Raw genomic sequence first — 25,140 nt, 5'->3', positions numbered from 1 at the left:
TGACGGCCGCGTACCGGCCGCCGAGAATCGAGGAGTGAATCGATGTTCAAGAAGGCTCTTGTCGCGCTCAGCGCCGGTGCAGCCCTGGCGGCGATCCCCGCGACTGCCAACGCCCAATATGGCGGCTATCACGGCGGCTACGGCCGCGGCTACAGCCAGCCTTATTACGGTGGCGGCTACGGCGGGTATGGCACCTATGGCCGTGGCTATAGCCAGCCCTACTACGGCGGCGGCTACAACAACGGCTATTACGGCAACAGCTACTACGGTAACGGCTACCGCTGTGGCGGCAACGGCACGGCGGGCGCGGTGGTCGGCGGCATCGCCGGCGCGGTGATCGGATCGCAGGTCGCCAACAGCACCGGCCGAAACCGCTACGGTTATTACGGTCGTCGCAACAACAACGGCACTAGCGGAGCGCTTATCGGCGGTGCGCTTGGCGCAATCGTCGGCAGCCAGGTCGCGAAAAATCGCTGCTGATCGCAGCAGCGAGCAGTGAACGAGGGCCGGGGAGCAATCTCCGGCCCTCTTTCGTTGCACCGTTATACCGTCGAATTTTGCAGCAATCGCGGCGCCCCGCTTATATAGCGCCCGCGACAACAGGAGAGCGACATTGTTCAAGGGGCTGAAGCCCATCATGTACGGCGGCCGTGAGGTATGGCCGCTGGTCGAAGGCGGTAAGGGCGTCAGCGCCACCAATCACGCGAGCTCGGGTGCCTGGGCGGCCGCCGGTGGCATTGGCACCGTCAGCGCCGTCAACGCCGATAGTTACGATCCTGAAGGCCGCATCATCCCTCAGGTGTACCGCGGGATGACCCGCCGCCAGCGCCATGAAGAGCTGATCCATTACGGGATCGAAGGCGCCGTCGCACAGGTCAAAAAGGCTTATGAGATCGCCAGCGGCAAGGGCGCCATCAACATCAACGTGCTGTGGGAAATGGGCGGCGCGCAGCCGATCCTTCATGGCGTGCTGGAGCGCACCAAGGGGCTGGTCACCGGCGTCACCTGCGGCGCCGGCATGCCGTACAAGCTCAGCGAGATCGCGGCGCAATATGGCGTCAATTACCTGCCGATCGTCTCTTCCGGCCGCGCTTTTCGCGCCCTTTGGAAGCGCGCTTACTCCAAGGTCGCGGAGCTTCTCGGCGCCGTCGTCTACGAGGATCCATGGCTCGCCGGCGGGCACAACGGCCTGTCCAATGCCGAGGATCCGCGCAAGCCGCAGGATCCTTATCCACGCGTCAAGGAACTGCGCGATGTGATGCGCGAAGGCGGCATTGCCGATACCGTGCCCATCGTCATGGCCGGCGGCGTCTGGCGCCTCGACGAGTGGGAGAACTGGATCGACAATCCCGAGCTTGGGCAGATTGTCTTTCAGTTCGGTACCCGGCCGTTGCTGACCCAGGAAAGCCCGATCCCGCCCGAGTGGAAGGCGCGCCTGATGGATCTGGAGGAGGGCGACGTCCTCCTGCACAAATTTTCACCGACCGGCTTCTACTCCTCCGCGGTGAAGACCCCCTTTCTGCGCGCGCTCGAAGCCCGCAGCGGGCGCCAGATCGCCTTCACTAAAGAGCCGGTTGGCGATCACCAGTTCACACTCGACGTCGGTGTCGGCACCCGCAAGAATTACTGGGTCACCAAGGGCGATCTCCAGCACGCCCGCGAGTGGCACGCGGCGGGCTACACCGATGCGCTGAAGACTCCCGACGACACGTTGGTGTTCACTCAGCCGGAAGAGACGGCGATCATCCGCCGTGACCAGGCCGACTGCATGGGCTGCCTCAGCCAGTGTGCTTTCTCGTCCTGGGCGGACAATGAGAAGAACTCGACAGGCCGCCTCGCCGACCCGCGCAGCTTCTGCATCCAGAAGACGTTGCAGGATATCGCGCACGGTGGTCCTGTCGACCAGAACCTGATGTTCGCCGGTCACGCGGCTTACCGCTTCAAGCAGGACCCATTCTATTCGAACGGTTTTGTGCCGACCGTGAAGCAGCTCGTCGACCGGATTCTGACGGGGGCGTGATGCTGCGCAAGGGGGCGTTGACGGTAGTTGCCCTGTCGCTGGCGGCGTCCGCTGCCGCGCAGGACAAGCCCGTGCCCTATTGGGCATCGCTGGCCAGCGGCGAGGCGATGATGCGGACCGGACCCGCGCGCACTTATCCAGGCATATGGCTCTACAAGCGCCGCGACCTTCCGGTTCGGGTGCTCAAGCGCTACGAAAGCTGGCGGCTGATCCAGGATCCGGACGGCACCAAGGGGTGGATGCTGTCGACCATGCTGTCCGACCGCCGCAGCGCCATCGTCAAGCCCGGCGAACCACGCCCGATCCTGTCGCAGCCTTCAGACGGGGCCAAGCTCCGTTACCGTGCGCAAGCCGGTGTTGTCGGCAAGATCGAGAAATGCAGCTCCGGTTGGTGCCACATCCAGATCGGCAAGCGCGACGGCTATATTCGCGTTGCCGACATCTGGGGCGTCGCGCCCGATGAGGTCGTAGACTAGGCTTCACCCAGCGCGTTACGAATGGCGCGCTCAACGGGTGAATAGTCGCCAACGTCCCGCTCGAGACGCAGCGCGCCTCGTGATGGTAACAGCGGCGGCTGGGCCATCATCTTGACGTTCGAGCCGCGATGGTCCTGCGCCGCGTGCACCAGGAATGGGTGGCACAGGTAGACCGTTCCCGCAGGTCCGACGGCTACGGCCTCGCTGCAGTCGGCCGTTCCACCGAAGTCCGCCGCGACCATCTCTCCAAGCGTCAGGCCTTCTTCGCCCGCATCCGCAAGTAAGCGCGCGACACGGCGGTGCGACTCCACCCTGATCCGGGTGGGCGCGTCATTCTCTCCGACATCGGTGAACAGAAACAGCATGAGCAGGGCGCGCCCGCGCGACCTCACATTGGCGCGCCACTGCATGAAATCCGGGTGTTCGGTCCCGAAGCTGACATCGATGTGCCAGCCGGTGTCGACAGCGGCCGTTGCCGAAGGGAAGCGGATCGGGAATGTGCCCAGAGTCTGCGGTGCAAGCCACCTGCCAGCGCCAACGAGTTGATCGTAGGCGGCATGGAGGCGGGGCGTATTCGCTGCCTCGCGGACGGGACCCGCGAACTGGCCAAGGCGGACGACCGGCTCGGTCCACTCGGAGGGTCGCTCGGGGCTTAGGCCGAGAGCCTGCCAAAGCACCGAGCGGCAATGCTCCGCAAGTTCGCTCGAAAACGCCTCATGCAAGACGACAAAGCCGTCCCGCTCAAAAGCGGCGATGTCGTCCTGCGATAGGGTCAAGGCAGTTAGTCGACGAGCTCCACGGCCAGCGCCGTGCCTTCGCCGCCGCCGATGCAAAGGCTGGCAACGCCGCGCTTGCCGCCCTTTTGCTTGAGGGCGTTGAGCAGCGTCACGATAATGCGGGTGCCGCTGGCGCCGATCGGGTGCCCGAGCGCGGTGGCGCCGCCGTGGACGTTGATCTTGTCGTGCGGGATGCCGAGGTCGCGCATCGCAAACATTGCAACGCAAGCGAAGGCTTCGTTGACTTCGAACAGGTCGACGTCGCCGACGCTCCAGCCGGCGCGCTCCAGCGCCTTGTTCATCGCGCCGATGGGGGCGAGGGTGAACTCCGCTGGCTCCTGCGCATGGGCGCCGCTGGCTACGATCCGGGCAACGGGGGTCAGGCCTTTCGCCCGCGCTTCGCTTTCACGCATCAGCACCACGGCGGCGGCACCGTCGGAAATGGAGGAGCTGGTCGCCGCCGTAATCGTGCCTTCCTTGGCAAAGGCAGCGCGGAGGCCCGGGATCTTCTCGGGATTGACCTTGCCCGGCGCCTCGTCGGTGGTGATAACCGTTTCGCCCCTGCGGCTCGTGATCGTGACTGGCACGACCTCGTCGGCGAAAGCGCCGCTCTCGATTGCTTCCTTGGCGCGGGTCAGCGAGGAGATGGCGAATTCGTCCATCTGCTCGCGGGTCAGTTGATATTCGTCAGCGGTGCACTGAGCGAAGCTGCCCATCGCGCGGCCTTCCTCATAGGCGTCTTCCAACCCGTCCAGGAACATATGGTCGTACGCCGTATCGTGGCCGATGCGCGCGCCGGAGCGATGCTTCTTGAGCAGATAGGGCGCATTGGTCATCGACTCCATGCCGCCGGCGACGATCACGTCCGCATTGCCGGCGCTCAGCGCTTCAGCGCCCATGATCACCGTCTGCATGCCCGATCCGCAAACCTTGTTGACGGTGGTCGCCTGAACCGACTTGGGCAGCCCGGCCTTGATCGCTGCCTGCCGGGCCGGAGCCTGGCCGAGTCCTGCAGGAAGCACACATCCCATGTAGATCCGGTCGATATCCTCGCCACTGACGCCCGCGCGCTCGACCGCCGCTTTGACGACGGTGGCGCCAAGATCGGTTGCGCTGGCATCGGCGAGGCATCCCTGCATCGAGCCCATCGGCGTGCGCGCATAGGAGAGGATGACGATCGGGTCGTTGGGGTGGTGGCCATGTGGGTCGCGTCTCCAAGAAGTTGCCTGCCAGATAGTCGGCTCGACCCCATTGTTCAAACAGGTAAGCTCATGTTAGCCTTCCGAAATGAACTGGTCCTCGCTCGTTCTCGCCGCATCCGCGGGTGCCCTCGCATTCTCGGTCGCCGCCGCACAACCGACCGGTGCTCCGCCGGCGCCGAAGAACCTTCAGGTCCTGCCCAAAGATATGCCGCGGCCACAGCTGATGGAGGTGATGAAAACCTTTTCATCCGCCCTCGGGGTCAAATGCACGCATTGCCACGCGGGCACGCCGCCGACGATGGACTTCGCTTCCGACGCGAAGAAAGAAAAGCAGATTGCCCGCGCGATGATGCGGATGGTGCACCGGATCAACACTCAGGACCTCGGCGTCAAGGACATGAGCCAGATGAAGGTGACTTGCTTCACCTGTCACCGTGGCGCGACGAAGCCCTTGACGGCGGCACCCACGGCGCCCGTGTCCAGCCTAACGCCCGCAACGATCAGCGCCGAACGGGGCTAGTCGCTATACGCGCTGAGTTTCAGCGCTCGTGCCTCGTGTCCGACCGGTCGCTGCGAACCGGAGCTTCGTCGGCCTCTTTATCCACACGCCGCTGAACGACCGTTCCGATCGCGGGCAAGGCGAGCAGGGCCAATATGAGCAGCACAAGGCCGATCTGTTCTAAGCCGGACATGATCTAGTCCTAACATCTGCAACCGCTGCGTAAAGGCTCCGGTTTTCTTAGCTTCGGCGACGAGAACCCCATCCGTATTTGCGCCGATTGTGACAAATGAAACAATTCACATTCGCTACCAGCACTGCCCTGAAACGTCGCTGCTTCAATCGCCTTCGCATCATTCACCAGTTGGACCCGAAGAAGCAGCCGATGATCCGCGAACCTTTCAGCAATGGCCGGAAACCCACGGGCGAGAACGTGGGGCGACTAACCGCCAGGATCTACGGCATCATGGCGGTGACGACGCTCGGCACCTTCGGGATGCTGAACGCGATCTACGAGCTCTTCTTCCGGCCCGACATCTTCGCCTGATCAGGAATCGATCCGATGTTCGTTTCGCGCATGTTGGCCAAACTGGCCGGGAACCCCTGGGCACTCGCCGTCAGCAGCTTCCTCGTCACCTCGCTTTTCATCCTCTCGGATGGGAGGACCGTCTCCTAGTACCCGTTTCCGCCCCGCTCGCCCTCTGCTAGCTGCACGGCAAAGGAGAGTGACATGTCCGAATACGGGCTGGAGTTCGACCTCGGTGAGATGGCCGAGACGATCCGGGAAACCACGCAGCGGTTCGCCGCCGAGCGGATTGCGCCGCTGGCCGCCGAGATCGACGAGGCCGACCGTTTTCCGCAGGAACTGTGGCCGCAGATGGGCGAGCTTGGCCTGCACGGCATCACGGTAGAGGAGGAGTGGGGCGGGCTCGGGCTCGGCTACCTGGAGCATGTCGTCGCGCAGGAGGAGGTGGCGCGAGCCTCCGCCTCGGTGGGGCTGAGCTATGGCGCGCACTCCAACCTGTGCGTCAACCAGATCAGGCGCTGGGGCAACCAGGATCAGAAGGCGAAGTATCTGCCGCCCCTGATCAGCGGAGAGCATGTGGGTGCGCTGGCGATGAGCGAGGCTGGGGCGGGCAGTGACGTGGTCGGTATGAAGCTGAAGGCCGACAAAAGTGGCAATGGTTACCGGCTGAACGGCACCAAATTCTGGATCACCAACGGTGCTTATGCCGATACCGTTGTGGTATACGCCAAAACCGGCGAGGGCAGCCGCGGCATCACTGCCTTCCTGATCGAAAAGGGTATGGCCGGCTACTCGGTCGGGCAGAAGATCGACAAGATGGGCATGCGTGGAAGCCCCACCAACGAGCTGGTGTTCGACGATTGCTTTGTTCCGCCCGAAAACGTGCTGGGCGAGGAGAACAAGGGCGTCGAGGTGCTGATGAGCGGCCTCGATTATGAGCGGACGGTCTTGGCTGGAATCCAGCTCGGGATCATGCAGGCCTGCCTCGACACGGTCCTGCCCTACATTCGCGAGCGCAAGCAGTTCGGCAAGGCGGTTGGCTCGTTCCAGCTGATGCAGGCCAAGGTTGCGGACATGTACGTCGCGCTGAACTCGGCGCGCGCCTACGTCTACCAGGTCGCGAGGGCCTGCGATGCCGGTCGGACGACGCGCTTCGATGCGGCGGGCGCGATCCTGCTGGCGTCGCAAAATGCGGTGCGCGTGGCTGAAGAAGCCGTGCAGGCGCTGGGTGGGGCGGGCTACACCAAGGACTGGCCGGTCGAGCGTTACTATCGGGACGCGAAGCTGCTCGACATCGGCGCAGGCACGAACGAGATCCGCCGGATGCTGATCGGGCGGGAACTGGTGGGCGCCGCTTAGCGACCCGCGTAGCTGACCCGCCAGATCGTGTTGCCGGCGTCGTCGGCAATGATCAGGGCGCCGGTGCGGTCGACGGCGACTCCCACCGGGCGGCCGCGGGCCTTGCCATCCTTGAGGAAGCCGGTGACGAAATCCTGCGGGGCGCCGACGGGCTTGCCGTTCTGGAAGGCGACGAAGGCCACCTTGTAGCCGCTCGGCGCCTTTCGGTTCCAGCTGCCATGCTCCCCGATGAAGGCGCCGCCGCGGAACGAAGCGGGGAAGGTGGCGCCGGTGTAGAAGGTCAGGCCAAGCGCGGCGACATGGGCGCCAAGCGCGTAGTCGGGCGACACGGCCTTGCGGACGAGATCGGGACGCTGCGGGCGCGGACGCGGGTCCACGTGCTGACCGAAATAGCTGTAGGGCCAGCCGTAGAAAGCACCGGGACGAACCGAAGTCATGTAATCGGGTACCAGGTCGGGGCCGAGCTCGTCACGTTCGTTGACCACCGTCCACAGCGTGTTGCTGCCGGGGTAGAAGGTGAGGCCGTTGGGATTGCGGAGGCCGCTGGCGAAGACCTTCCAAAGGCCGGTTTGCGGATCGACCTCGAGGATGGCGGCGCGGTTCGCCTCGGCCTCGACGCCGCGCTCGAGAATGTTGCTGTTGGAGCCCACGCCTACATAGAGCCGCGATCCGTCGGGGCTGGCCGTCAGGCTTTTGGTCCAGTGATGATTGATCGGGCCGGCGGGAAGGTCGGCGATCTTGACAGGCGGGGCGGTGATGCGCGTCTGGCCGGGCGTGAACGGATAGCGAAGGATCGCGTCTGTGGCGGCAACATAGAGGTAGTTGCCGATGACCGCGATCCCGAACGGGCTGTTCAGCTTGTCGATCAGCACCGTCTGGCCGTCCGCGCGACCGTCGCCGTTGGCATCGCGGACCAGGGTGATGCGGTTGCTTGGCGGCGGCTTCTGCCCGCCCTTCGGCTTGCCGTGCGACAGGGACATAATGAAGTCGCGGATCGGGTCCTTGGGCCGCTGAACCGGCTCGCCGCCTTCCTTTTTCGATTCGACAACCAGCACGTCGCCGTTCGCGAGCGGGAGCACCGTGCGCGGGTTCGACAGGCCGGTCGCAAGCGGCTGGACGCGGAAGCCGGAAGGGACGGTGGGCGTCTCACCCGGCTTCCAGCCGACGACTTCGAACACGCCGACGTCCGAAACGAGCTTCTCGTGAGGTTCGGCGAGTTCGGGGTTCGGGCCGTAGGTGCGGCTCGGGTCGCTTTGCTGCCTATTGCCGCAGCCGGCGAGCGACAGAGCTGCGGCGGAGAGGAGAAGGAGCCGCTTCACCGGACAGCTCCTTCGCGATGCGAGATGGATTGCCACGTCCAGCCGGCGGCAAGCGAGAGGATGACGCCGATGGCGGAAAGGATGATCCCCGTCGGGACCACGGCCGTCCAGCCGTCGCGCGTATGGATGAAGCTGTTGACCAGCTCGACGATCCAGGCGGAACCGAGCAGCACCAGTGGAAGGCCGATTGCTCCGCGATCCGCATGCGCCCGGACCAGCCTCACGACAAGTGCGGCGATCGCCAGCCCGCCCCCGATCAGTCCAGCCATCAGCAGCCAGGAGGAAAAGTCGATCCACAGCATGTCGGGCGAGGCCGTGTAGGCCCAGTCTGCGATCAGCGCCCCGACGAAGCAGAGGATTGGGACGGGAAGCAGCATCGGCGTGACAGGGTGCGCACCGCGGCGGGACGGGCGGCGCGCGGAAGCGTCCAGGGACATCAGTCCTCTCCTCACAGGTGCTGACACTACGAGCACAGCACCTGCGGGTTCCCCTGCGGGCCTTAAGGCTTACCCCAGAACAGGAAGGCCACCGCCGCCATGATGCAGGCGAAGGCGGCAAGGTGGCGCCAGTGCAATGGCTCGCCGAGCACCGCGACCATGAATCCGGCGAAGACGGTGAGGGTGATCGCCTCCTGCGCGATCTTCAGTTGGGCGCCGCTCCAGCCATTGGCGTAGCCGAGGCGGTTGGCGGGAACCGCGAAGCAATATTCCACAAGCGCGATGCCCCAGCTGATCAGGACCACAGCAAGAATGGGTTTGTTCATCCCGCCCTTGAGGTGCCAGTACCAGGCCACCGTCATGAAGATGTTGGAAAGGATGAGCAGCGCGATCGTGGGCATCGCGCTTCCCTAGCTCAGACGGCGCGAAATGGTCAGGCCTGCGCGGCGCCGAAATCCGACGGGTTGCGGCGCGGGCCGTCCTCGCCGTGGCGGTTGAGCGCCTGACGCACCCGGTCCAGCAGTTCGGAGCGACGATAGGGTTTGCTGAGCACGTCCGTGGCGCGCTTGCGCGGGCCGTTGACCACCAGTTCCTCGTTATAACCGGTAGTCATCAGAATGGAGACGGAAGGGTCGCGCTCGCACACTGCGTCGACGAGGGCGAGGCCGTTCATGCCGCCCGGCATGACGAGGTCGGTGAAGAGGAGGTGCACCGGATCCTGCGGGTGGATCTCTTCGAACAGCCGAAGCGCCGCCTCGCCGCTGATGGCGGTGCTGACCTTGTATCCGGCGCTCTCCAAAATCTCTCGGGCGAGGCTCAGCACCTCGTCGTGATCCTCGACCACCAGCACATGCTCGGTGCCCGACTGGCCGCGGGTGCCCTCGACCTTGTCCTTCGGCTCCGACTTCCCTTCAATCGTTGCCGGCCCGGTTATCGGGAAAATCATCCGGACGGAGGTGCCCTCGCCCTTCTTGCTCTGGATATCGAGCCGTCCGCCCGACTGACGCAAGAAGCCGCTGGCCATCGCCAGTCCAAGCCCGGTGCCCTGACCCACGCCCTTGGTCGTGAAGAAAGGTTCGGTGGCGCGCTCCAGCACGTCGGCGTCCATGCCTTCGCCTTCGTCCGCTACTTCGAGCACGATATAGTCGCCCGGCTCAAGGTCGAAGGCCTCGGCATTCCCGTTGAGCTTCAGCAGCGACGTGCTGACTGTGATCAGGCCGCCGTTCGGCATCGCGTCGCGCGCATTGTTGACGATGTTGAGCAGCGCCATTTCAAGCTGGTCGGGGTCGACCGTTACGTGGGGCAGGCCACGCCGAAGGCTGAGGTGCAGGTCGGCCTGCTTGTTCAGCGTGCTTTCCAGCATTTCGCTGAAATCGGTGACGAGGTGCGACAGGTCGGTCGGCCTGGGTTCAAGCCGGGTCTTGCGGGCAAAGGCCAGTAGCTGACGCGTAAGCTTCGCCCCGCGTTCGGCGGCCGACTGGGCCGAGGCGACGTAGCGGGCAAGCCGGTCGGGATCCTTGGCGGTCGAAATCAGCTCCAGATTGCCGTTCACGACCTGCAGCAGGTTGTTGAAGTCATGGGCGAGGCCGGCGGTCAGCTGGCCGATCGATTCCATCTTCTGCGCCTGGCGGAACGACTGCTCGGTGTTGCGGCGGCGGGTGACGTCCAGCTGGCTTGCGAAGAAGTAGAGTAGCTTGCCATCGGTATCGTAGACCGGCCCGATGAACACGGCATTCCAGAAGGGCGATCCGTCGCGGCGATAGTTGAGGATCTCGAGCGCGATCGAGCCGTTGCGCGCGATCGCTTCGCGAAGCTCCGCCACCTGACCGCGATCGGTTTGCGCACCCTGGAGAAAGCGGCAGTTGCGGCCGAGTACCTCGCCCTCCTCATACCCTGTGAGGTCGAGAAAGGCCTTGTTGCAAAAAACGATCGGATTGTCCGGCAGGTTCGGATCCGTGAGGATCATCGGCATCCGGGTCATCTCGATCGCCGCGAAGAAGACTCCGCCGCGATCGTTCAGATCGGCATTGGTGATGGTGCTTTCGCGCCAATGGTGAAGCCCGGGTCGGCCCAGCGGCTCCATGGCGCCCACGTCTGCCGAGCCCTGGGCCGGAATGCCGGCCGCCAGCCCGGTTTGATCGACATCTTGGGATTGATTCTCGTCAGCCACGCAGGCGCGGCTCTGAACAATTATTCAGAGCCGCGCAAGTTGTTGCGAACGCTAAACAAGTGTCAAGGATACGACATTTGTACCGTTACCAGACCTTCACGCGCTTGTCGGGGGTCAGGTAAAGCTTCTCGCCGGGTTGAACATTGAACGCCTGATACCAGGGATCGAGGTTGCGGACGGTGAGCGCGCGATATTGTCCTGGCGCATGGCCGTCGGTCGCGATCCGATTGCGTAGCGTGGCGTCGCGCATCTTGGTCGCCCAGGCCTGCGCATAAGCGATGAAGAAGCGCTGGTCGCCGGTCAGGCCGTCGATCACCGGTGCTTCCTTGCCGCCGAGCGAGGCTCGGTAGGCGTCGTAGGCAGCGGCAAGGCCTGCAACGTCCGCGATATTCTCGCCCAGAGTCAGCTTGCCGTTCACATGAAGGCCGGGGAGGGCCTCATACTGGTCGAACTGCGCTGCAAGCGCCGCTCCGGCTTCCTGGAACTTCGCGAAATCGGCAGGGGTCCACCAGTTGCGCAACCGTCCGGTGGAATCGAACAATGCGCCATTATTGTCGAAGCTGTGGCTGATCTCGTGCCCGATCACGCTGCCGATCGCGCCATAGTTGAAAGCGGCGTCGGCCTTGGGATCGAAGAAGGGACGCTGCAGGATCGCCGCCGGGAAATTCAGTGCATTCTGCACCGGCAGATTGACGGCGTTCACCAGCTGAGGGGGCATCCACCATTCGTTGCGGTCCATCGGCTTGCCGATCTTGGCGATCTGGTGCCGATATTCGGCAAGCCCGGCATTCTTCTGGTTGGCGTAGGCGTCGTTGCCGATGGTGAGCGACGAATAGTCCCGCCACGCATCCGGATAGCCAACGCCCACGACGATCGACTGCACCTTCTTTAGCGCCTCTTCCTTGGTGCTCGGCGCCATCCAACTGATCGCCTGGACGCGCTTGGCGAAGGCGGCCTTGATGTTGTCGACCATGCCCTGGACCTGGCTCTTGGCCAAGGCCGGGAAATATTTGTCGACATAGGCCTTGCCGACTGCGTCCTGCAGATTGTTGCTGACGCTGTTGAGGGCGAGCTGGTCACGTGGCCGCTGCTTCGGTGTGCCGAACAGTTCGGTGCCGTTGAAGGCGAAGCTGGCGTCTCGAATGGCCTTGGGAAGCACGTTCGACTGCTGGTTGAGCGTATGGAAGACCAGCCAGTCCTTCCAGTTCTGGAGCGGCTGTGATCCGACCAGCGAAGACAGTCTGGGGATTGCGGTGGCATGATAGGCCTGGAACTTCTGCGCCTGGCCGAGCTGCGCCGAGTTCAAGAGGGCGCCCCAGTCGATCCCCGGTGCCTTCTGCTCAAGCTCGGCGCGCGACCAAACTTGTGCGCCCTTGGAGAAATCCTCGCTCTCCTCGCGCGTGGCATGCGCCTGGGCGATCTTGGTTTCCAGGTCCATGACCCGGCCCGCCGCGCCCTGCGGATCGGGGTAGCCCGCCGCCTGCAGTACGGTCGCGATATAGGCCTTGTACTTGGGCAGAACGGCGGCATGCTCGCCGGACAGATAATATTCGCGCTCGGGCAGTCCGATCCCGCCCTGCATCAGATAGGGCAGGGTTTCGCCTGGCGTGTTCAGCCCCTGCGTGACGAAGATGCCGAACAGATTTTCCGTCTGGTAATTGGTTGAGTTGAGCGGGTCGGTATCGGCGCGCAGCGTGCCGCCGATGTAGGAACTTAGCGCGCGTACATCGGCGATGGCGGCAATCGCGTCCATGTCTGCCTTGGCCGGGACCATCCCTGCCTTATCGATCGCGTCGGTGTTCAGGTAGGCATTGTAGTAATTGACGATGCGCCCTTCGTTGCTGTTCGCGTCCGGATTGGACTTCAGCAGGCCGTCGAACAGCTCCTTGGTCTGCCGTTCCCGCTCCTGATCGGCGATCAGGAACGCGCCGGTGCTTGACCGGTCTTCGGGAATCTGGGTGTTCTTGACCCAACTGCCGTTGGCGTAGGCGAAGAAGTCGTCGCCGGGCTTGACGCTTTTGTCCATCGAAGCGGGCACGATGCCGGCCTCTGTACCCTGCGCCTGTTCGGTGGCGGTGCCCGTTCCGGTGCTGCCGCAGGCAGCGAGGGCGAGGGAGGATGCGACGAGAAAGAGCGCGCTGCGCTTCATGGGCTTGATCTCCAACATTGTGCTGCGGCCCTGGTAGCGCCCGGCCGCTGTCCTTTCCAATAGCTGCCCGACCGGCTAGTTCGAGCCTAAGGCTTTTCGACCAACGGCATGAAAGAGGGGCATGAGCGCGCCGCGTATCGACACCAAGGTCAACGTCGACAGCGACGAGTTCCGAGCCCGTGCCGCGCACAACCGGACCCTTGCCGACAGGCTTCGTGCGGACGTCGCTGCAGCGGCGCTCGGAGGAAGTGAGCAGTCGCGCGAACGGCACGTCGCACGCGGCAAATTGCTGCCGCGTGAGCGTGTCGAGCGCTTGCTCGATCCGGGCTCACCATTTCTCGAGATCGGCCAACTCGCCGCCTTCGATCTCTACGACGGTGAGGTGCCGGGCGCGGGCCTGATCGCGGGCATTGGCCGGGTTTCCGGCCGGCAAGCCATGATCGTCGCCAACGATGCGACGGTGAAGGGCGGCACCTACTTTCCGATGACGGTAAAGAAGCATCTTCGGGCGCAGGAAATCGCCGAGCAGAACAGGCTGCCGTGCATCTATCTGGTCGATAGCGGCGGCGCCAATCTGCCGCACCAGTCGGAGGTGTTCCCCGACCGTGATCACTTCGGCCGGATCTTCTACAACCAGGCCCAGATGTCGTCGAAGGGCATCGCCCAGATCGCCTGCGTCATGGGCAGCTGCACCGCGGGCGGCGCCTACGTTCCTGCGATGAGCGACGAAAGCGTGATCGTCCGCAACCAGGGCACGATCTTCCTTGCCGGACCGCCGCTGGTGAAAGCGGCGACGGGTGAGGAGATCAGCGCCGAGGATCTCGGCGGGGGCGACCTACACGCGCGCAAGTCCGGCGTCGTCGACCACTTGGCCGAGAATGACGAACATGCGCTGACGATCGTCCGCGACATCGTCAGTCATCTGGGTGCAGCAAAGCCTGCAGCAATCGAGGGCCGCGAACCGCGTCCGCCACTGCACGACGCAGAGGAATTGTACGGGCTGATCCCCGAAGATGTGCGCGCGCCGTATGACGTTCGCGAGATCATCGCGCGCATCGTCGACGGCTCCGAACTGCACGAGTTCAAGCCCCTCTACGGAACCACGCTCGTATGCGGGTTCGCGCACATCTGGGGCGTGCCGGTCGCTATTCTCGCCAACAATGGCGTACTGTTCAGCGAGAGTGCGCAGAAAGGTGCGCATTTCATCGAACTCGCCTGCCAGCGGCGCATTCCCTTGCTGTTCCTGCAGAATATCTCCGGGTTCATGGTCGGCGGGAAGTATGAGGCGGAAGGCATAGCCAAGCATGGCGCCAAGCTGGTCACCGCCGTCGCCACCGCAACCGTGCCCAAGGTCACGGTGCTGATCGGCGGCAGCTTTGGCGCCGGCAATTACGGTATGTCGGGGCGCGCTTATTCCCCACGTTTTCTGTTCACCTGGCCCAACAGCCGCATCAGCGTGATGGGAGGCGAGCAGGCAGCGTCGGTGCTGGCGACGGTGCACCGAGACGCCGACAAGTGGACTCTGGAGGAGGCGGAGGCTTTCAAAGCCCCGATCCGCCAGAAGTATGAGGACGAAGGCAACCCTTGGCACGCCACCGCTCGCCTATGGGACGATGGCATCGTCGACCCGGCGCAGACTCGCGATGTGCTGGGCTTAGCGTTCGCTGCTTGCCTGAATGCCACAATACCCGAACGTCCGCAGTTTGGCGTGTTCCGGATGTGATGCGATGATCAAGTCGCTCCTCATCGCCAATCGCGGCGAAATTGCCTGCCGCGTGATCCGGACTGCCCGAAAGCTCGGCATCCGCACCGTCGCGGTCTACTCCGACGCGGACGCGAAAGCGCTGCACGTGCGGATGGCCGACGAGGCCGTGCATATCGGACCGAGCCCAGCGCGCCAGTCGTACCTGCGCGGTGACAAGATCATCGAAGCGGCGAAGCAGACCGGGGCGGAAGCGATCCATCCCGGCTACGGCTTCCTGTCGGAGAATGCCGACTTCGCTCAAGACGTGATCGATGCGGGCCTGATCTGGGTCGGGCCCAAGCCGGAGAGCATCCGCGCGATGGGGCTGAAAGATGCCGCCAAGAAACTGATGGCGGAAGCCGGTGTGCCGGTGACTCCCGGATACCTTGGCGAAGATCAGTCGGCGGATCGGCTAAAGGCCGAGGCGAACGCGATCGGTTATCCGGTGCTGATCAAGGCGGTTGCGGGAGGCGGCGGCAAGGGGATGCGCAAGGTCGATGCCGCGGCCGACTTCGACGATGCGCTCGAAAGCTGCCGGCGCGAGGCGGCCTCGTCGTTCGGCAATGATGTGGTGCTGCTGGAAAAATGGATCGAAAGCCCGCGCCACATCGAAGTGCAGGTGTTCGGCGACAGCCACGGCAACGTCGTCCACTTGTTCGAACGCGACTGCTCGCTCCAGCGCCGCCACCAGAAGGTGATCGAGGAAGCACCCGCGCCCGGCATGGACGAGGCGACCCGCGAGGCCGTGTGCGGCGCCGCGGTTCGCGCGGCCAAGGCGGTCAACTACGAAGGCGCGGGAACGATCGAGTTCATCGCCGACGGATCCGAGGCTCTTAGGGCCGACCGAATCTGGTTTATGGAGATGAACACGCGGCTCCAGGTCGAGCACCCGGTGACGGAGGAAATCACCGGTCAGGATTTGGTCGAGTGGCAGCTGCGAGTGGCATCGGGCGAGCCGCTGCCGAAGCCGCAGGAGGAACTGTCGATCAAAGGCCATGCCATCGAGGCGCGGCTGTATGCGGAGGATCCAGCGAAGGGATTTCTACCGAGCATCGGCAATCTCGAACATTTCGAGCTTGGTGATGAGGGCCGGGTGGAGACCGGCGTGGAGGAGGGCGACGCCATTTCGCCTTTCTACGACCCGATGATCGCCAAACTCGTCGCAGCCGGCGAGACACGCGACGACAGTATCGCTGCACTCACGGCAATGCTTGACGGGACCGAAGTCTGGCCGGTTCGCACGAACGCCGGCTTCCTGCTCAACGCCTTGCTCCACCCCGACTTTGCAGCGGCTCGGCTCGATACCGGGTTCATCGGCCGGAACCTCGACGCCTTGGTTCCCAATGAGGCGCCTAACGTCTCGATCTACCGGGCAGCAGCGATGGTCGCGCTTGCGGAGGCCGAAGACGGGAGCTCGGGCGAGCTCGCCGGCTTTCGCTTGAACGCACCGGCACGCAGAAGTGTCGCCCTTTCCGCAGCCGGCAGCACCCGCATCGTCTCCCCGGACGATGGGGAGATCGCCGCTGCCTCGGGCTTCGCGGACGGAGAGCGCGTGGTGGTCTTCTACGAAGGACAAGCGTTTGAGTTCGGCCGCTCCGTCAGGGGAAGCGCGACCGCTGCCTTTGCGAGCAACGGCGCCATTGTTTCACCCATGCCCGGCAAGGTCACTGCGACGGAAGTCTCGCTCGGCGACCACGTCACAAAAGGCCAACGCCTGCTCACCCTTGAAGCGATGAAGATGGAGCATGCGCTGGTAGCACCGTTCGACGGCGTCGTCGCGGAGCTGAACGTCGCTGTTGGCGATCAGGTGCAGGTGGATGCGGTGCTGGCGCAAATGATCTCCGCTGAACCATCCGCCCCTTAACGCATTCTCACCGGCGAGGAGACACGCTCATGCAGATCAAGTTGGTAGCCGCCTTGGCCCCCGTCGCACTCGCCGCCTGCACCGCCACGGGTGAGCCGCGCGGTGGGCCCGTCAGCAATATCGTCAACGGCGCCGGCCAGCAGATCGGCACCGTGCGCGCCTGGGATACGCCGGGCGGCGTGACCTTCCGCATCGAGGCGAGCAAGCTCCCCGCCGGCATCCACGGCGTCCACGTCCACACCAAGGGTCGCTGCGACGGGCCCGCGTTCGAGAGCGCCGGCGGTCATTGGAACCCCACGGACCGCAAGCACGGCCTTCAGAACCCTGACGGCGCCCACGCGGGTGACATGCCCAACGTTACCGCCGCCGGGAACGGCTGGGTGCGTGAAAGCGTCACGTTGCCGAACGCCACCTATGCGCAACTCATGGACGCCGACGGATCGTCGCTGATGATCCACTCGGCCGCGGACGACTATCGCACCGACCCGAGCGGCAACAGCGGCACGCGCATCGCCTGCGCGGTGCTGCAGCCGATGCCGGTGCCGCCAGTTCGCTAACGGCCGGAGCGAGCATGACCGAGCGCCGCGCCTGGCAGCGCATCGCCCTCCTTACCGTCCCCACCGTGCTTCTGCTCGGCTTTGCGAGCGGCTGGCTCTCCAACTCCGGCTATGGCAACGCATGGTTCGACGGGCTCGCCAAGCCTGGCTTCATGCCGCCAAGCTGGCTGTTCCCGGTCGCTTGGACGATCCTCTACATCCTGCTCGGCCTTGCACTGGCGATGATCCTTGCCGAGCCGCCGTCGAAGCGGCGCAAGGAGGCGCTGATCCTGTTCTTTGCACAGATGGTTCTGAATTATCTCTGGTCGCCCTTGTTCTTCGCCGCCCATGATATCGGACTGGCCAAGATCGTCATATTCCTGATGGCGGGCATCGCGGCCGCCGCGGCCGGCCAATTCTATCGGTTGCGGCCACTGGCGGGATTGCTGATGCTCCCCTATCTGGCGTGGCTGATCTTCGCGGCGACCTTGAACTCCGCGATCGACAGCTTGAACCCGGGTGCCGGCCAGTCCGTGCTCGGGCTGTAGGGAGCAACGGCAATGCAGTCGGAAAACCGCCTGTTCGACGATTTCGTAAAGATGGTGAACGGCGTCGCCGGCACCTTCGCCGGCATGGGCCGCGAAGCCGAATCCTCGGCGCGGGAGAAGATGCGCGAGTGGATGGGCGGCATGGACTTCGTCTCCCGCGACGAATTCGACGCCGTCAAGGCGATGGCCGCTGCCGCCCGCGACGAGAATGAAATTCTGAAAGCCCGCATTGCCGCCCTTGAAGCCAAGGTGGAGGGTCCGGCCGCCGGCACGGCCAAGGCGCGTGGCAAGGCAAAGCCTGGCGACATCGGCGCGGCGGGAGTCTGACCCCTGAGCGAGGAAGAAGGCCAGGAGGAGCGCGACGACGGCGCTCCCATCGAGGTGCTGGAACAATATTTCGAAGCGCGCGGCTGGGCGTGCGAGCGATCCGGCGACGGGGAGATCGTCGCGTCGGCCACCGGTAGCTGGGCGCAATATGAGCTTCGCGGCGTCTGGCGGCCCGAGGATCAGGTGCTTCAATTCCTGACTTTTCCCGACATCAAGGTGGGTCCGGAAAAAAGGGCCGCGATCTACGAAGCGCTTGGCCTTATCAACGAACAGCTTTGGCTCGGCCATTTCGAGATGTGGTCTGGATCCGGCATCGTCGTGTTCCGCCACGCAACCATTCTGGACGCGCGGGAAGGGGAGGGGCTGAGCTTCGCGCAGGCTGAAGCCATTGCCGAAGCGGCGCTTGAGGAATGTGAGCGCTTCTACCCCGTGTTCCAGTTCGTGCTGTGGGGCGGCAAGACCCCTACCGAGGCGATTTCCGCCGCACTCATCGACACCCATGGCGAGGCATAGCCAAGAATGAACATCTTTCCTTCGCCCACCTGGCTGATCGGCTGCGGCAACATGACGGGCGCCTTGGTCGACGGCTGGCGATCGGCGACCGCCGACTTCGCGCCTGTGACCGTCGTCCGTCCTAGCGGAACGCCGGTCGAGGGCGTTCGAACCGTGACCTCGGCAGGGCAGGCTGGCCCGCCGCCGCGGCTGGTGGTTCTCGGGTTCAAGCCGCAACAGCTTGGCGAGGTCGCGCCCCAGCTTGCGCCCTACCTCAGCGCCAAGACGATCGTCCTGTCGCTGCTCGCCGGTGCCAATGCCGCGACCTTGCGGCGGCATTTCCCGGGCGCTGCAACCATCGTCCGTGCAATGCCCAACCTCGCCGTGGCCGTCCGGCGGGGAGTCACCGCATTGTATAGCGAGGATGCCGGCGACACGGCGAAGGCCGAGGTTTCCCGTCTTTTCGAACATCTCGGCTTCGGTCTTTGGACGCTCGACGAAGCGCGTTTCGGCGCAGTCGGCGCGGTCGCCGGGTCCGGACCGGCCTACGTTGCCCGCTTCATCGACGCGCTGGCCAAGGGCGGCGTTGCCCGCGGGCTGTCGCCGGACACGGCGCAGGCCATCGCGGTGGAGACGGTTTACGGCACCGGATGGTTGGCCGCGAGCACGCGCGAAAGCATGGACGATCTCGCCCGGCGGGTCGCCAGCCCCAAAGGAACGACCGAGGCAGGCCTCGCCGTCCTCGATCAGGACGGCCGGCTGGACTCGCTCGTCATGGAGGTGATCGACGCTGCCGCCGCTCGCGGCACGCAGCTTGGAAGCGAGGTCGCCGGGTCCGACGGCTTGCTCCATTGACGAGGCTGGCTTAGTCGCCGCTCATGGCTGACACCCGCACTTTCGACGACCGCGACGGCTTCATCTGGTTCGACGGCAAACTCGTCCCCTGGCGTGAAGCCAACGTCCATATCCTGACCCATGCGATGCATTACGCCTCGTCGGTGTTCGAAGGGCAGCGGGCCTACAATGGCGTGATCTTCAAGCTCCGTCAGCATAGCGAGCGCCTGGTCAACAGTGCCCGCATCCTCGGCTTCGATCTGCCTTGGAGCGCGGAAGAGATCGACGCTGCCTGTAACGAGGTGCTGAAGGCCAACGGGCTTGTCGACGCCTACGTTCGGCCGGTCGCCTGGCGCGGATCGGAGCAGATGGGCGTTTCGGCGCAGGCCACAAAGCCTCACCTTGCCGTCGCTGCTTGGGAATGGGGCAAATATTTCGACCCTGCCGTTGCCGCCAAGGGCCTGCGCCTCGACATCGCACCGTGGCGCCGGCCGGCGCCGCATACGGCCCCGGTGCACAGCAAGGCGTCGGGCCTCTACATGATCGCGACCATGTCCAAGCATCATGCGGAAGGGCGGGGTTACAATGATGCGCTGATGTTCGATTGGCGCGGCCAGGTGGCGGAAGCGACCGGCGCGAACGCATTCTTCTTCAAGGATGGCGTGCTTCACACGCCCACCCCGGACTGTTTCCTCAACGGAATCACCCGCCAAACGGTGATGGAGCTTGCCGCCAAGCGCGGAGTCCAGGTGGTCGAACGGGCCATCTGGCCGGAGGAGCTGGAAGGCTTCGAACAGATGTTCATCACGGGCAGCGCCGCCGAAGTGACGTTCATCCAGTCGGCTGGGCCTTGGAACTTCGAGATTGGCGACCTGTCGCGGCAGCTGGCCCGCGATTACGACGACCTCGTCAACGGACGCCTCGTCAACGCTTAGGGTCTTTCAAGTCGCGGTTCGGCAGCTATAAGCCGCCGCTCTGCTGGGGCGTCGCCAAGTGGTAAGGCACCGGTTTTTGGTACCGGCATTCGCAGGTTCGAATCCTGCCGCCCCAGCCAGCTCCAGAACTCGTCCCGGTCGCCGCTGCCGGTGCAGGGCACGACGTAATCACCTATCCAAGTCGCTGCGTGAAAGCGGACGTGAGCCGCCAAGTCACGCTCGTATCATGTGGATACCGGAATGAGGGCAGGTGCTGAACTTGTCGTTCCCCCGTCGGTTCGGGCCGGGAACAGCGGAGCGTGATCATGGCTGGCATGGATACTACGCGGCGAACCGTCCTTGGCGGTGCGGCCGCCGGATTCGCAATATTGTCCACCCGCGCTTCCGCCCAGCCTTCAGCATCCGCAATTGGAGACGGCACCGTGGCCCTGACCGACCCCCGCACGAAATATACTTCCGAGCCGTTTCCTGAACAACGACAGCCGTGGCCGGCGCTCGCGAGCAAGATGAACCCGCGGCCCGACCATGGCGAGCGAAGCTACAAGGGATCGGGCCGGCTGGCTGGGCGCAAGGCGCTGCTGACCGGCGGTGACAGCGGCATTGGCCGGGCTGCCGCGATCGCCTTCGCCCGGGAAGGAGCAGACGTCGCCATCAACTACTACCCGTCCGAAGAGCCGGACGCACGGGAAGTTGTCGACCTCATCCGACAGGCGGGGCGCAAGGCGGTGGCGATACCCGGCGATTTGCAATCGCGCGAGTTTTGCGAAGGCCTGCCCGGGCAGGCGGCGCGGCAGCTCGGCGGGCTCGACCTGCTGGTCAACAATGCAGCCTACCAGCAGAGCAAGGAGCATATCTTCGACGTGTCGGACGAGCAGTTCGACCGCACGTTCAAGACCAACATCTATGCGCCGTTCCGGATCAGCAAGGCGGCGATCCCGCTGATGAAGCCGGGGTCGGTGATCATCAACACCATCTCAGTCAACTCGTATGAGCCGGAGGTGGAGTTGCTCGATTATGCCTCGACAAAGGGCGCGCTGCTGATCTTCACCAAGGCACTGGCCAAGCAGGTGGTGAAGCAGGGGATACGGGTGAATGCCGTCGCACCGGGACCGATCTGGACCCCGCTGCAGGTGGCGGGCGGGCAATTGCCCGGCAAGATGGGTGAATTCGGCCAGGACACGCCGCTCGGCCGCGCCGGACAGCCCGTGGAGCTCGCGCCTCTGTTCGTGCTGATGGGGTCGGATGAGAGCAGTTTTACCACCGGCGGTGTCGTGGGGGCGAATGGCGGTGAGGGGAGCCCGTAAACGACGTTGAGGGACTTGCTCTTGTAACGCCGCTCGTTGCGTAGCCGGTCCGGTGCCAGCATACGGCGCCCATTACCATCCAAGCGGACGCCATCGGCCGGAGTGAGCAACTCCATGCTGCGGCGACATCGACGACCGGTGTCGCCACTGGTTACGGGACGTTCGGACGCGAAGAACAATTCCGTGAAATCCGGAACGTTCTTAACTCTTGTTAGTCCAGTTATGCATGATCGATGAAACCGCGCGTGATCTGCTGACCAGGTCAGCGCAATGCCGCGCCCTTGCGTCCAAGATGGAAGATCGTGCTTCTGCGGCAACGCTGACGGCGATGGCGGAGGAATGCGAGGAGAAAGCGGCCGCGCTTCCTCCGAAGGACGTTGCCGAAGAATAGGTGATTGTCGCGGCGCCCACTGTTTTGATGCAAGTTAAAGTGTTAGCCATGCCGCATGGTCCTGCGCCGAAATAATGTGAACATGTTCGGCGACGGTGCCCGCACCATCGTCTTTTCGCATGGGTTTGGCTGCGATCAGCACATGTGGGCCGACGTCGCCAATCGGTTCGCGGGCGATTTCAGGATCGTCCTGTTCGATCATGTGGGTGCCGGACGCTCCGACCTCAACGCCTACAATCCGCAGAGATATGCTTCCCTCGACGGCTATGCCGATGACGTGGTGGAGATCGGCCACGCAATCGGCCTGAGCGACGCGATCTTTGTCGGCCATTCCGTCAGCGCGATGATCGGTGCATTGGCGAGCATCAAGGCGCCGGGCATGTTCACCGACCTTGTGATGGTCGGCCCATCGCCGCGTTACATCAACGACGAGGGTTATGTCGGCGGCTTTTCCAACGAGCAGATTGCCGAGCTGCTCGATTTCCTCAGGGACAATCACCTGGGCTGGTCGGCCGCAATGGCGCCAGCGATCATGGGGAATGCCGACCGTCCCGAGCTCAGCACCAGCCTTGAGATCAGCTTCTGCGCGACCGATCCCGAGATCGCGCGCCAGTTCGCGAAGGTGACGTTCCTGTCGGACAATCGCGCCGACTTGCCATCAGTAACCGCCCGAACGCTGATCCTCCAGTGCAAGGAGGATATCATCGCCCCCGTCTGCGTCGGGGAATATGTGCACGCCCACATTCCCAACAGCCGCCTGCGGATGCTGGATGCGACCGGCCATTGCCCCAACCTCAGCGCACCGGACGAAGTGACGGCGGCGATCCGTGAATTCGTCTGACGCGTTCGCCGAAGACCTTGGCGACCTCTACGAGAATGCGCCCTGCGGCTATCTGTCGCTGACCCCCGCCGGGCAGGTCATCAAGGCCAACAGGACACTTGCGGACTGGCTTGGGACCGACAGCGGCACGCTGATTGGGAAGCAGTTTCGAGACGTGCTGAGCTTCGGTGCGAGACTGGCCTTTGAAACGCATCTGGTGCCGCTGCTCCGGCTGAAGGGCCGGGTCGAGGAAGTGGCCTTCGACCTCCTTGGCCAGGACGGGTCCAAGGTCCCGTTCATCGCCAATGCCGCCGAGAAGAGGGACGATAGCGGGCGCCATGTCGCCACCCGGATGACCTTGTTCCGGGCGGTCGACCGCCGCACCTATGAACGGAGCCTGGTCGATGCCCGGATCAAGGCGGAAGCCGCGCTCGACCTCGGGGCAGAGACCGCGGCGCTCCGTGAGCAGTTCATTGCCGTTCTTGGCCACGATCTGCGCAATCCATTATCGGCATTGGCCGCGGGCCTCGCCATCATCGAGCACCGCGAGCGGCTCAGCGAACGCGGCCAGGCCGTGGTCGGGGAGATGAATTCCAGCATCAAGCGCGCCAGCGACCTGATCGCCGACCTCCTCGACTTCGCGCGGGGGCGGCTTGGCGGAGGATTGTCGCTCGACCGCAATTCCGACCAGCCGCTGACACCTGTCCTGGAGCAGGTGGTTGCCGAGATCCGCGCGATCGCCCCCGAGCGGACGATATGGGCGAGCATCGACATCGCCGAGCCGGTATATTGCGACCGCGGCCGGATCGGCCAGCTTGCGTCGAACCTGCTTGCCAACGCGCTGACCCACGGCGCAGCGAACGTTCCGATCAGCATCGTCGCGGCGACGGACGCCAAGGCACTGACGCTATCGGTCAGCAACGGGGGCAAGCCGATCCCGCCGGAAGCCCGCGAACAGTTGTTCCAGCCCTTCTTCAGGGGGGTGGTCGGCAAGAGCCAGCACGGCCTGGGCCTCGGGCTGTTCATCGTCAACGAGATCGCCAAGGCCCATGGCGGCACCATGGATGTGACCTCCACCGACGGCGAGACGCGGTTCACCTTCACCATGCCGTTGGAACGGCTGCCCTAAAGCGGCTGCGCGCGCGGCGATATTCAGCCGGCGAGGATGGCGGCGGCGGTTTCCTCGATGGTGCCGGCGACCTGGATCGCCTCACTGCCGATCATGCCGATCTTGGTCTGGCCATTCTCATGCGCGCGAAGCCAGGCGACGTTCTGCGCCACGACCATGTAATCGCCGCCGCGCGACTTGAGGTGGATGAATTTCACTGGGAGGTCTCCTTCACCGGCGAGCCTAGCGCGTCAGAGGTTAACGAGGCGTCCGATCGGGAATAGCGCGCGTCCGCTATGGCCTCCGCCTCGCCATCCGCAACGGGTGCATCATCCTCGTCGCCCGCCAATTGGGCGAACCATCGGTCGCGCAGGGCGGCATCCTCCACTTCTTCCTCGGCATTGGCCGCCTCATCATTGGCATCGAGGAGATCGGCCTCCTCGTCAGTGCAATCGCGCTCGTAGCCATAGTCGCGCCAATGGCCTTTCTCGTACCCGCAAAAGCCGGGCGGGGGCGGGAAGTTGGTCAGCCAATTGCCGTGATCATCCTGCCAGCAGCGGGTGGACAGGTCGTCCTCGGCGGGCTCGTCGGGAGGTGACGCTTGCGCATCTGTAGGAGATTCCCCGAGAGGAAGTTTACACGGTTGACGTTCTGACGCCGCATCCAGCAGGTCCTCGGCGCCCGCCTCGTCGCCCCTGCCGATAAGGTTCAGGAACTCGTCCCATTGGGCAATGGCGGGGAGGTGGCGGGCGCCCTGCTCGGCGGCGCGGTCGCAGCGCTTGTCGAGCCGGTTGAGGACGGCGACCGACAGGCGGGAGTCGAAGCGGTGACGCTCGGCGACAACCTCGCCCTCCTTGACGATGGTCTCGGTGATCCCGTCGATGGCTTTTTCGAACAAAGTGTCGGCAAGCAAGGTGCGGGCGATCTCCGCCGCGGCGGCCCAACCGGCGGCGAACAGGGGATCGCGGGCGCGAAGCCGATAAGCGGACTGCCGCGACAGTGAGGACCAGTAACAGGCCTGATCGACCCGCCCGGTCTCGGCAAGCACGGACAGAAACAGGCGGCGGCGTGGCGGAGTCCAGCCGTCGCCCCGTTCGTCCTCCGGCCCCGCGCGGCTGATCACCTGCGCCAGTCGGTCGGGATCGCGGCTGAGAATTTCGATAAGGGTGTCGACCTGCTCCTCGCTCAATGCCTGAGGTGCCGGTTCCGGTAGGTATGATGCATGTTTCATGAACCTATATGGAACATAGAAGGGGGCTTGTAGGACAGCCCAAATTTCCTGCTGCCCCGATCCAACGCTTGAG

28 protein-coding genes and 1 tRNA gene are annotated in these 25,140 nt (G+C 64.3%); 19 read left to right on the top strand and 10 right to left on the bottom strand.

Going from position 1 to position 25,140, the window contains the following annotated elements; translation table 11 throughout:
* Window positions 1–42: 42 nt before the first annotated feature.
* From G7077_RS02280 to G7077_RS02270, 3 genes are all read left to right on the top strand, one after another.
* On the top strand, window positions 43–480 hold the full coding sequence (locus G7077_RS02280; protein ID WP_166410310.1) for a glycine zipper 2TM domain-containing protein: 438 nt from the start codon (window positions 43–45) through the stop codon (window positions 478–480).
* A 133-nt stretch (window positions 481–613) separates the two neighbouring features.
* Entirely contained in the window at window positions 614–2,020 is a 1,407-nt protein-coding gene (locus tag G7077_RS02275; RefSeq protein WP_166410309.1) for an NAD(P)H-dependent flavin oxidoreductase, read from the top strand.
* Entirely contained in the window at window positions 2,020–2,496 is a 477-nt protein-coding gene (locus G7077_RS02270; protein ID WP_246167310.1) for an SH3 domain-containing protein, read from the top strand. The genes G7077_RS02275 and G7077_RS02270 overlap by 1 nt, the downstream gene beginning before the upstream one ends.
* Here the strand turns inward: G7077_RS02270 and G7077_RS02265 are convergent.
* Entirely contained in the window at window positions 2,493–3,272 is a 780-nt protein-coding gene (locus G7077_RS02265) for a phytanoyl-CoA dioxygenase family protein (protein WP_166410307.1), read from the bottom strand. The genes G7077_RS02270 and G7077_RS02265 overlap by 4 nt on opposite strands.
* A 5-nt stretch (window positions 3,273–3,277) precedes the next feature.
* Window positions 3,278–4,420: a thiolase family protein gene (locus G7077_RS02260; protein ID WP_166412266.1), complete on the bottom strand. Its 1,143-nt coding sequence runs from the start codon at window positions 4,418–4,420 to the stop codon at window positions 3,278–3,280.
* 139 nt (window positions 4,421–4,559) lie between these two features.
* On the opposite strand from G7077_RS02260, the gene G7077_RS02255 reads away from it, so the two are divergent.
* A complete protein-coding gene (locus G7077_RS02255) occupies window positions 4,560–4,994 on the top strand; it encodes a c-type cytochrome (protein WP_166410306.1) in 435 nt (144 codons plus the stop codon).
* Window positions 4,995–5,013: 19 nt separating this feature from the next.
* On the opposite strand, the gene G7077_RS02250 is transcribed toward G7077_RS02255, so the two are convergent.
* Complete coding sequence (locus G7077_RS02250; protein WP_166410305.1) at window positions 5,014–5,166, bottom strand: hypothetical protein; 153 nt, start codon at window positions 5,164–5,166, stop codon at window positions 5,014–5,016.
* Between the two features lie 192 nt (window positions 5,167–5,358).
* Here G7077_RS02250 and G7077_RS02245 point away from each other — a divergent pair, with 192 nt between their 5' ends.
* Both G7077_RS02245 and G7077_RS02240 read left to right on the top strand, forming a co-directional pair.
* A complete protein-coding gene (locus G7077_RS02245; protein WP_166410304.1) occupies window positions 5,359–5,520 on the top strand; it encodes a hypothetical protein in 162 nt (53 codons plus the stop codon).
* Between the two features lie 183 nt (window positions 5,521–5,703).
* Entirely contained in the window at window positions 5,704–6,858 is a 1,155-nt protein-coding gene (locus tag G7077_RS02240; RefSeq protein WP_166410303.1) for an acyl-CoA dehydrogenase family protein, read from the top strand.
* Here G7077_RS02240 and G7077_RS02235 read toward each other — a convergent pair.
* The 5 genes from G7077_RS02235 to G7077_RS02215 all read right to left on the bottom strand — a co-directional run bounded on the left by G7077_RS02235 (window position 6,855) and on the right by G7077_RS02215 (window position 12,933).
* The gene (locus tag G7077_RS02235) at window positions 6,855–8,177 is read right to left on the bottom strand and encodes a PQQ-dependent sugar dehydrogenase (RefSeq protein WP_206367666.1); all 1,323 of its coding nucleotides are present in this window, start codon (window positions 8,175–8,177) and stop codon (window positions 6,855–6,857) included. The two genes, G7077_RS02240 and G7077_RS02235, sit on opposite strands and share 4 nt — an antisense overlap.
* Complete coding sequence (locus tag G7077_RS02230; protein ID WP_166410302.1) at window positions 8,174–8,614, bottom strand: DUF2231 domain-containing protein; 441 nt, start codon at window positions 8,612–8,614, stop codon at window positions 8,174–8,176. Before G7077_RS02230 ends, G7077_RS02235 begins: the two co-directional genes overlap by 4 nt.
* A 62-nt stretch (window positions 8,615–8,676) precedes the next feature.
* A complete protein-coding gene (locus G7077_RS02225; RefSeq protein ID WP_166410301.1) occupies window positions 8,677–9,015 on the bottom strand; it encodes a DMT family protein in 339 nt (112 codons plus the stop codon).
* Window positions 9,016–9,047: 32 nt separating this feature from the next.
* Window positions 9,048–10,697, bottom strand: a complete 1,650-nt coding sequence (locus tag G7077_RS02220; protein WP_166412264.1) for a histidine kinase famiy protein — start codon at window positions 10,695–10,697, stop codon at window positions 9,048–9,050.
* Window positions 10,698–10,869: 172 nt separating this feature from the next.
* Window positions 10,870–12,933 (bottom strand): M13 family metallopeptidase, encoded by a 2,064-nt coding sequence (locus G7077_RS02215; protein ID WP_166410300.1) that lies wholly within the window; start codon window positions 12,931–12,933, stop codon window positions 10,870–10,872.
* Window positions 12,934–13,054: 121 nt separating this feature from the next.
* Between G7077_RS02215 and G7077_RS02210 the strand changes: the two genes are divergently transcribed.
* The 13 genes from G7077_RS02210 (at window position 13,055) to G7077_RS02150 (ending at window position 23,857) form a co-directional block, all read left to right on the top strand.
* A complete protein-coding gene (locus tag G7077_RS02210; RefSeq protein ID WP_166410299.1) occupies window positions 13,055–14,656 on the top strand; it encodes a carboxyl transferase domain-containing protein in 1,602 nt (533 codons plus the stop codon).
* 4 nt (window positions 14,657–14,660) lie between these two features.
* A complete protein-coding gene (locus G7077_RS02205; RefSeq protein WP_166410298.1) occupies window positions 14,661–16,541 on the top strand; it encodes an acetyl/propionyl/methylcrotonyl-CoA carboxylase subunit alpha in 1,881 nt (626 codons plus the stop codon).
* 29 nt (window positions 16,542–16,570) lie between these two features.
* The gene (locus tag G7077_RS02200) at window positions 16,571–17,098 is read left to right on the top strand and encodes a superoxide dismutase family protein (RefSeq protein WP_166410297.1); all 528 of its coding nucleotides are present in this window, start codon (window positions 16,571–16,573) and stop codon (window positions 17,096–17,098) included.
* A gap of 14 nt (window positions 17,099–17,112) precedes the next feature.
* Window positions 17,113–17,625, top strand: coding sequence for a TspO/MBR family protein (locus G7077_RS02195; RefSeq protein ID WP_166410296.1), 513 nt, complete (start codon window positions 17,113–17,115; stop codon window positions 17,623–17,625).
* Window positions 17,626–17,637: 12 nt separating this feature from the next.
* A complete protein-coding gene (locus tag G7077_RS02190; RefSeq protein WP_166410295.1) occupies window positions 17,638–17,952 on the top strand; it encodes an accessory factor UbiK family protein in 315 nt (104 codons plus the stop codon).
* A 3-nt stretch (window positions 17,953–17,955) separates the two neighbouring features.
* Entirely contained in the window at window positions 17,956–18,465 is a 510-nt protein-coding gene (locus G7077_RS02185) for a type III secretion system chaperone family protein (RefSeq protein WP_166412263.1), read from the top strand.
* 6 nt (window positions 18,466–18,471) lie between these two features.
* Entirely contained in the window at window positions 18,472–19,299 is an 828-nt protein-coding gene (locus G7077_RS02180; RefSeq protein ID WP_166410294.1) for a pyrroline-5-carboxylate reductase family protein, read from the top strand.
* 23 nt (window positions 19,300–19,322) lie between these two features.
* Window positions 19,323–20,213 carry a branched-chain amino acid aminotransferase gene (locus G7077_RS02175; protein WP_166410293.1) on the top strand — a complete coding sequence of 297 codons (891 nt, stop codon included), beginning with the start codon at window positions 19,323–19,325 and terminating at the stop codon, window positions 20,211–20,213.
* A gap of 44 nt (window positions 20,214–20,257) precedes the next feature.
* A tRNA-Gln gene (locus G7077_RS02170) sits at window positions 20,258–20,332 on the top strand.
* A gap of 186 nt (window positions 20,333–20,518) precedes the next feature.
* Entirely contained in the window at window positions 20,519–21,517 is a 999-nt protein-coding gene (locus G7077_RS02165; protein ID WP_166410292.1) for an SDR family oxidoreductase, read from the top strand.
* A 226-nt stretch (window positions 21,518–21,743) separates the two neighbouring features.
* Complete coding sequence (locus G7077_RS02160) at window positions 21,744–21,908, top strand: hypothetical protein (protein WP_166410291.1); 165 nt, start codon at window positions 21,744–21,746, stop codon at window positions 21,906–21,908.
* Between the two features lie 55 nt (window positions 21,909–21,963).
* Window positions 21,964–22,749: an alpha/beta fold hydrolase gene (locus tag G7077_RS02155; RefSeq protein ID WP_166410290.1), complete on the top strand. Its 786-nt coding sequence runs from the start codon at window positions 21,964–21,966 to the stop codon at window positions 22,747–22,749.
* Window positions 22,736–23,857, top strand: a complete 1,122-nt coding sequence (locus G7077_RS02150; protein ID WP_166410289.1) for a PAS domain-containing sensor histidine kinase — start codon at window positions 22,736–22,738, stop codon at window positions 23,855–23,857. Before G7077_RS02155 ends, G7077_RS02150 begins: the two co-directional genes overlap by 14 nt.
* 23 nt (window positions 23,858–23,880) lie before the next feature.
* On the opposite strand, the gene G7077_RS02145 is transcribed toward G7077_RS02150, so the two are convergent.
* Complete coding sequence (locus G7077_RS02145) at window positions 23,881–24,054, bottom strand: hypothetical protein (RefSeq protein ID WP_166410288.1); 174 nt, start codon at window positions 24,052–24,054, stop codon at window positions 23,881–23,883.
* Window positions 24,051–25,067 carry a hypothetical protein gene (locus G7077_RS02140; protein ID WP_166410287.1) on the bottom strand — a complete coding sequence of 339 codons (1,017 nt, stop codon included), beginning with the start codon at window positions 25,065–25,067 and terminating at the stop codon, window positions 24,051–24,053. Before G7077_RS02140 ends, G7077_RS02145 begins: the two co-directional genes overlap by 4 nt.
* Between the last annotated feature and the right edge of the window lie 73 nt (window positions 25,068–25,140).

Source organism: Sphingomonas piscis (genome assembly GCF_011300455.1).
Taxonomy (GTDB): Bacteria; Pseudomonadota; Alphaproteobacteria; order Sphingomonadales; family Sphingomonadaceae; genus Sphingomicrobium; species Sphingomicrobium piscis.
The sequence above is the reverse complement of the archived record's forward strand: the minus strand, read 5'-3'. Positions and strand labels throughout refer to the sequence as shown.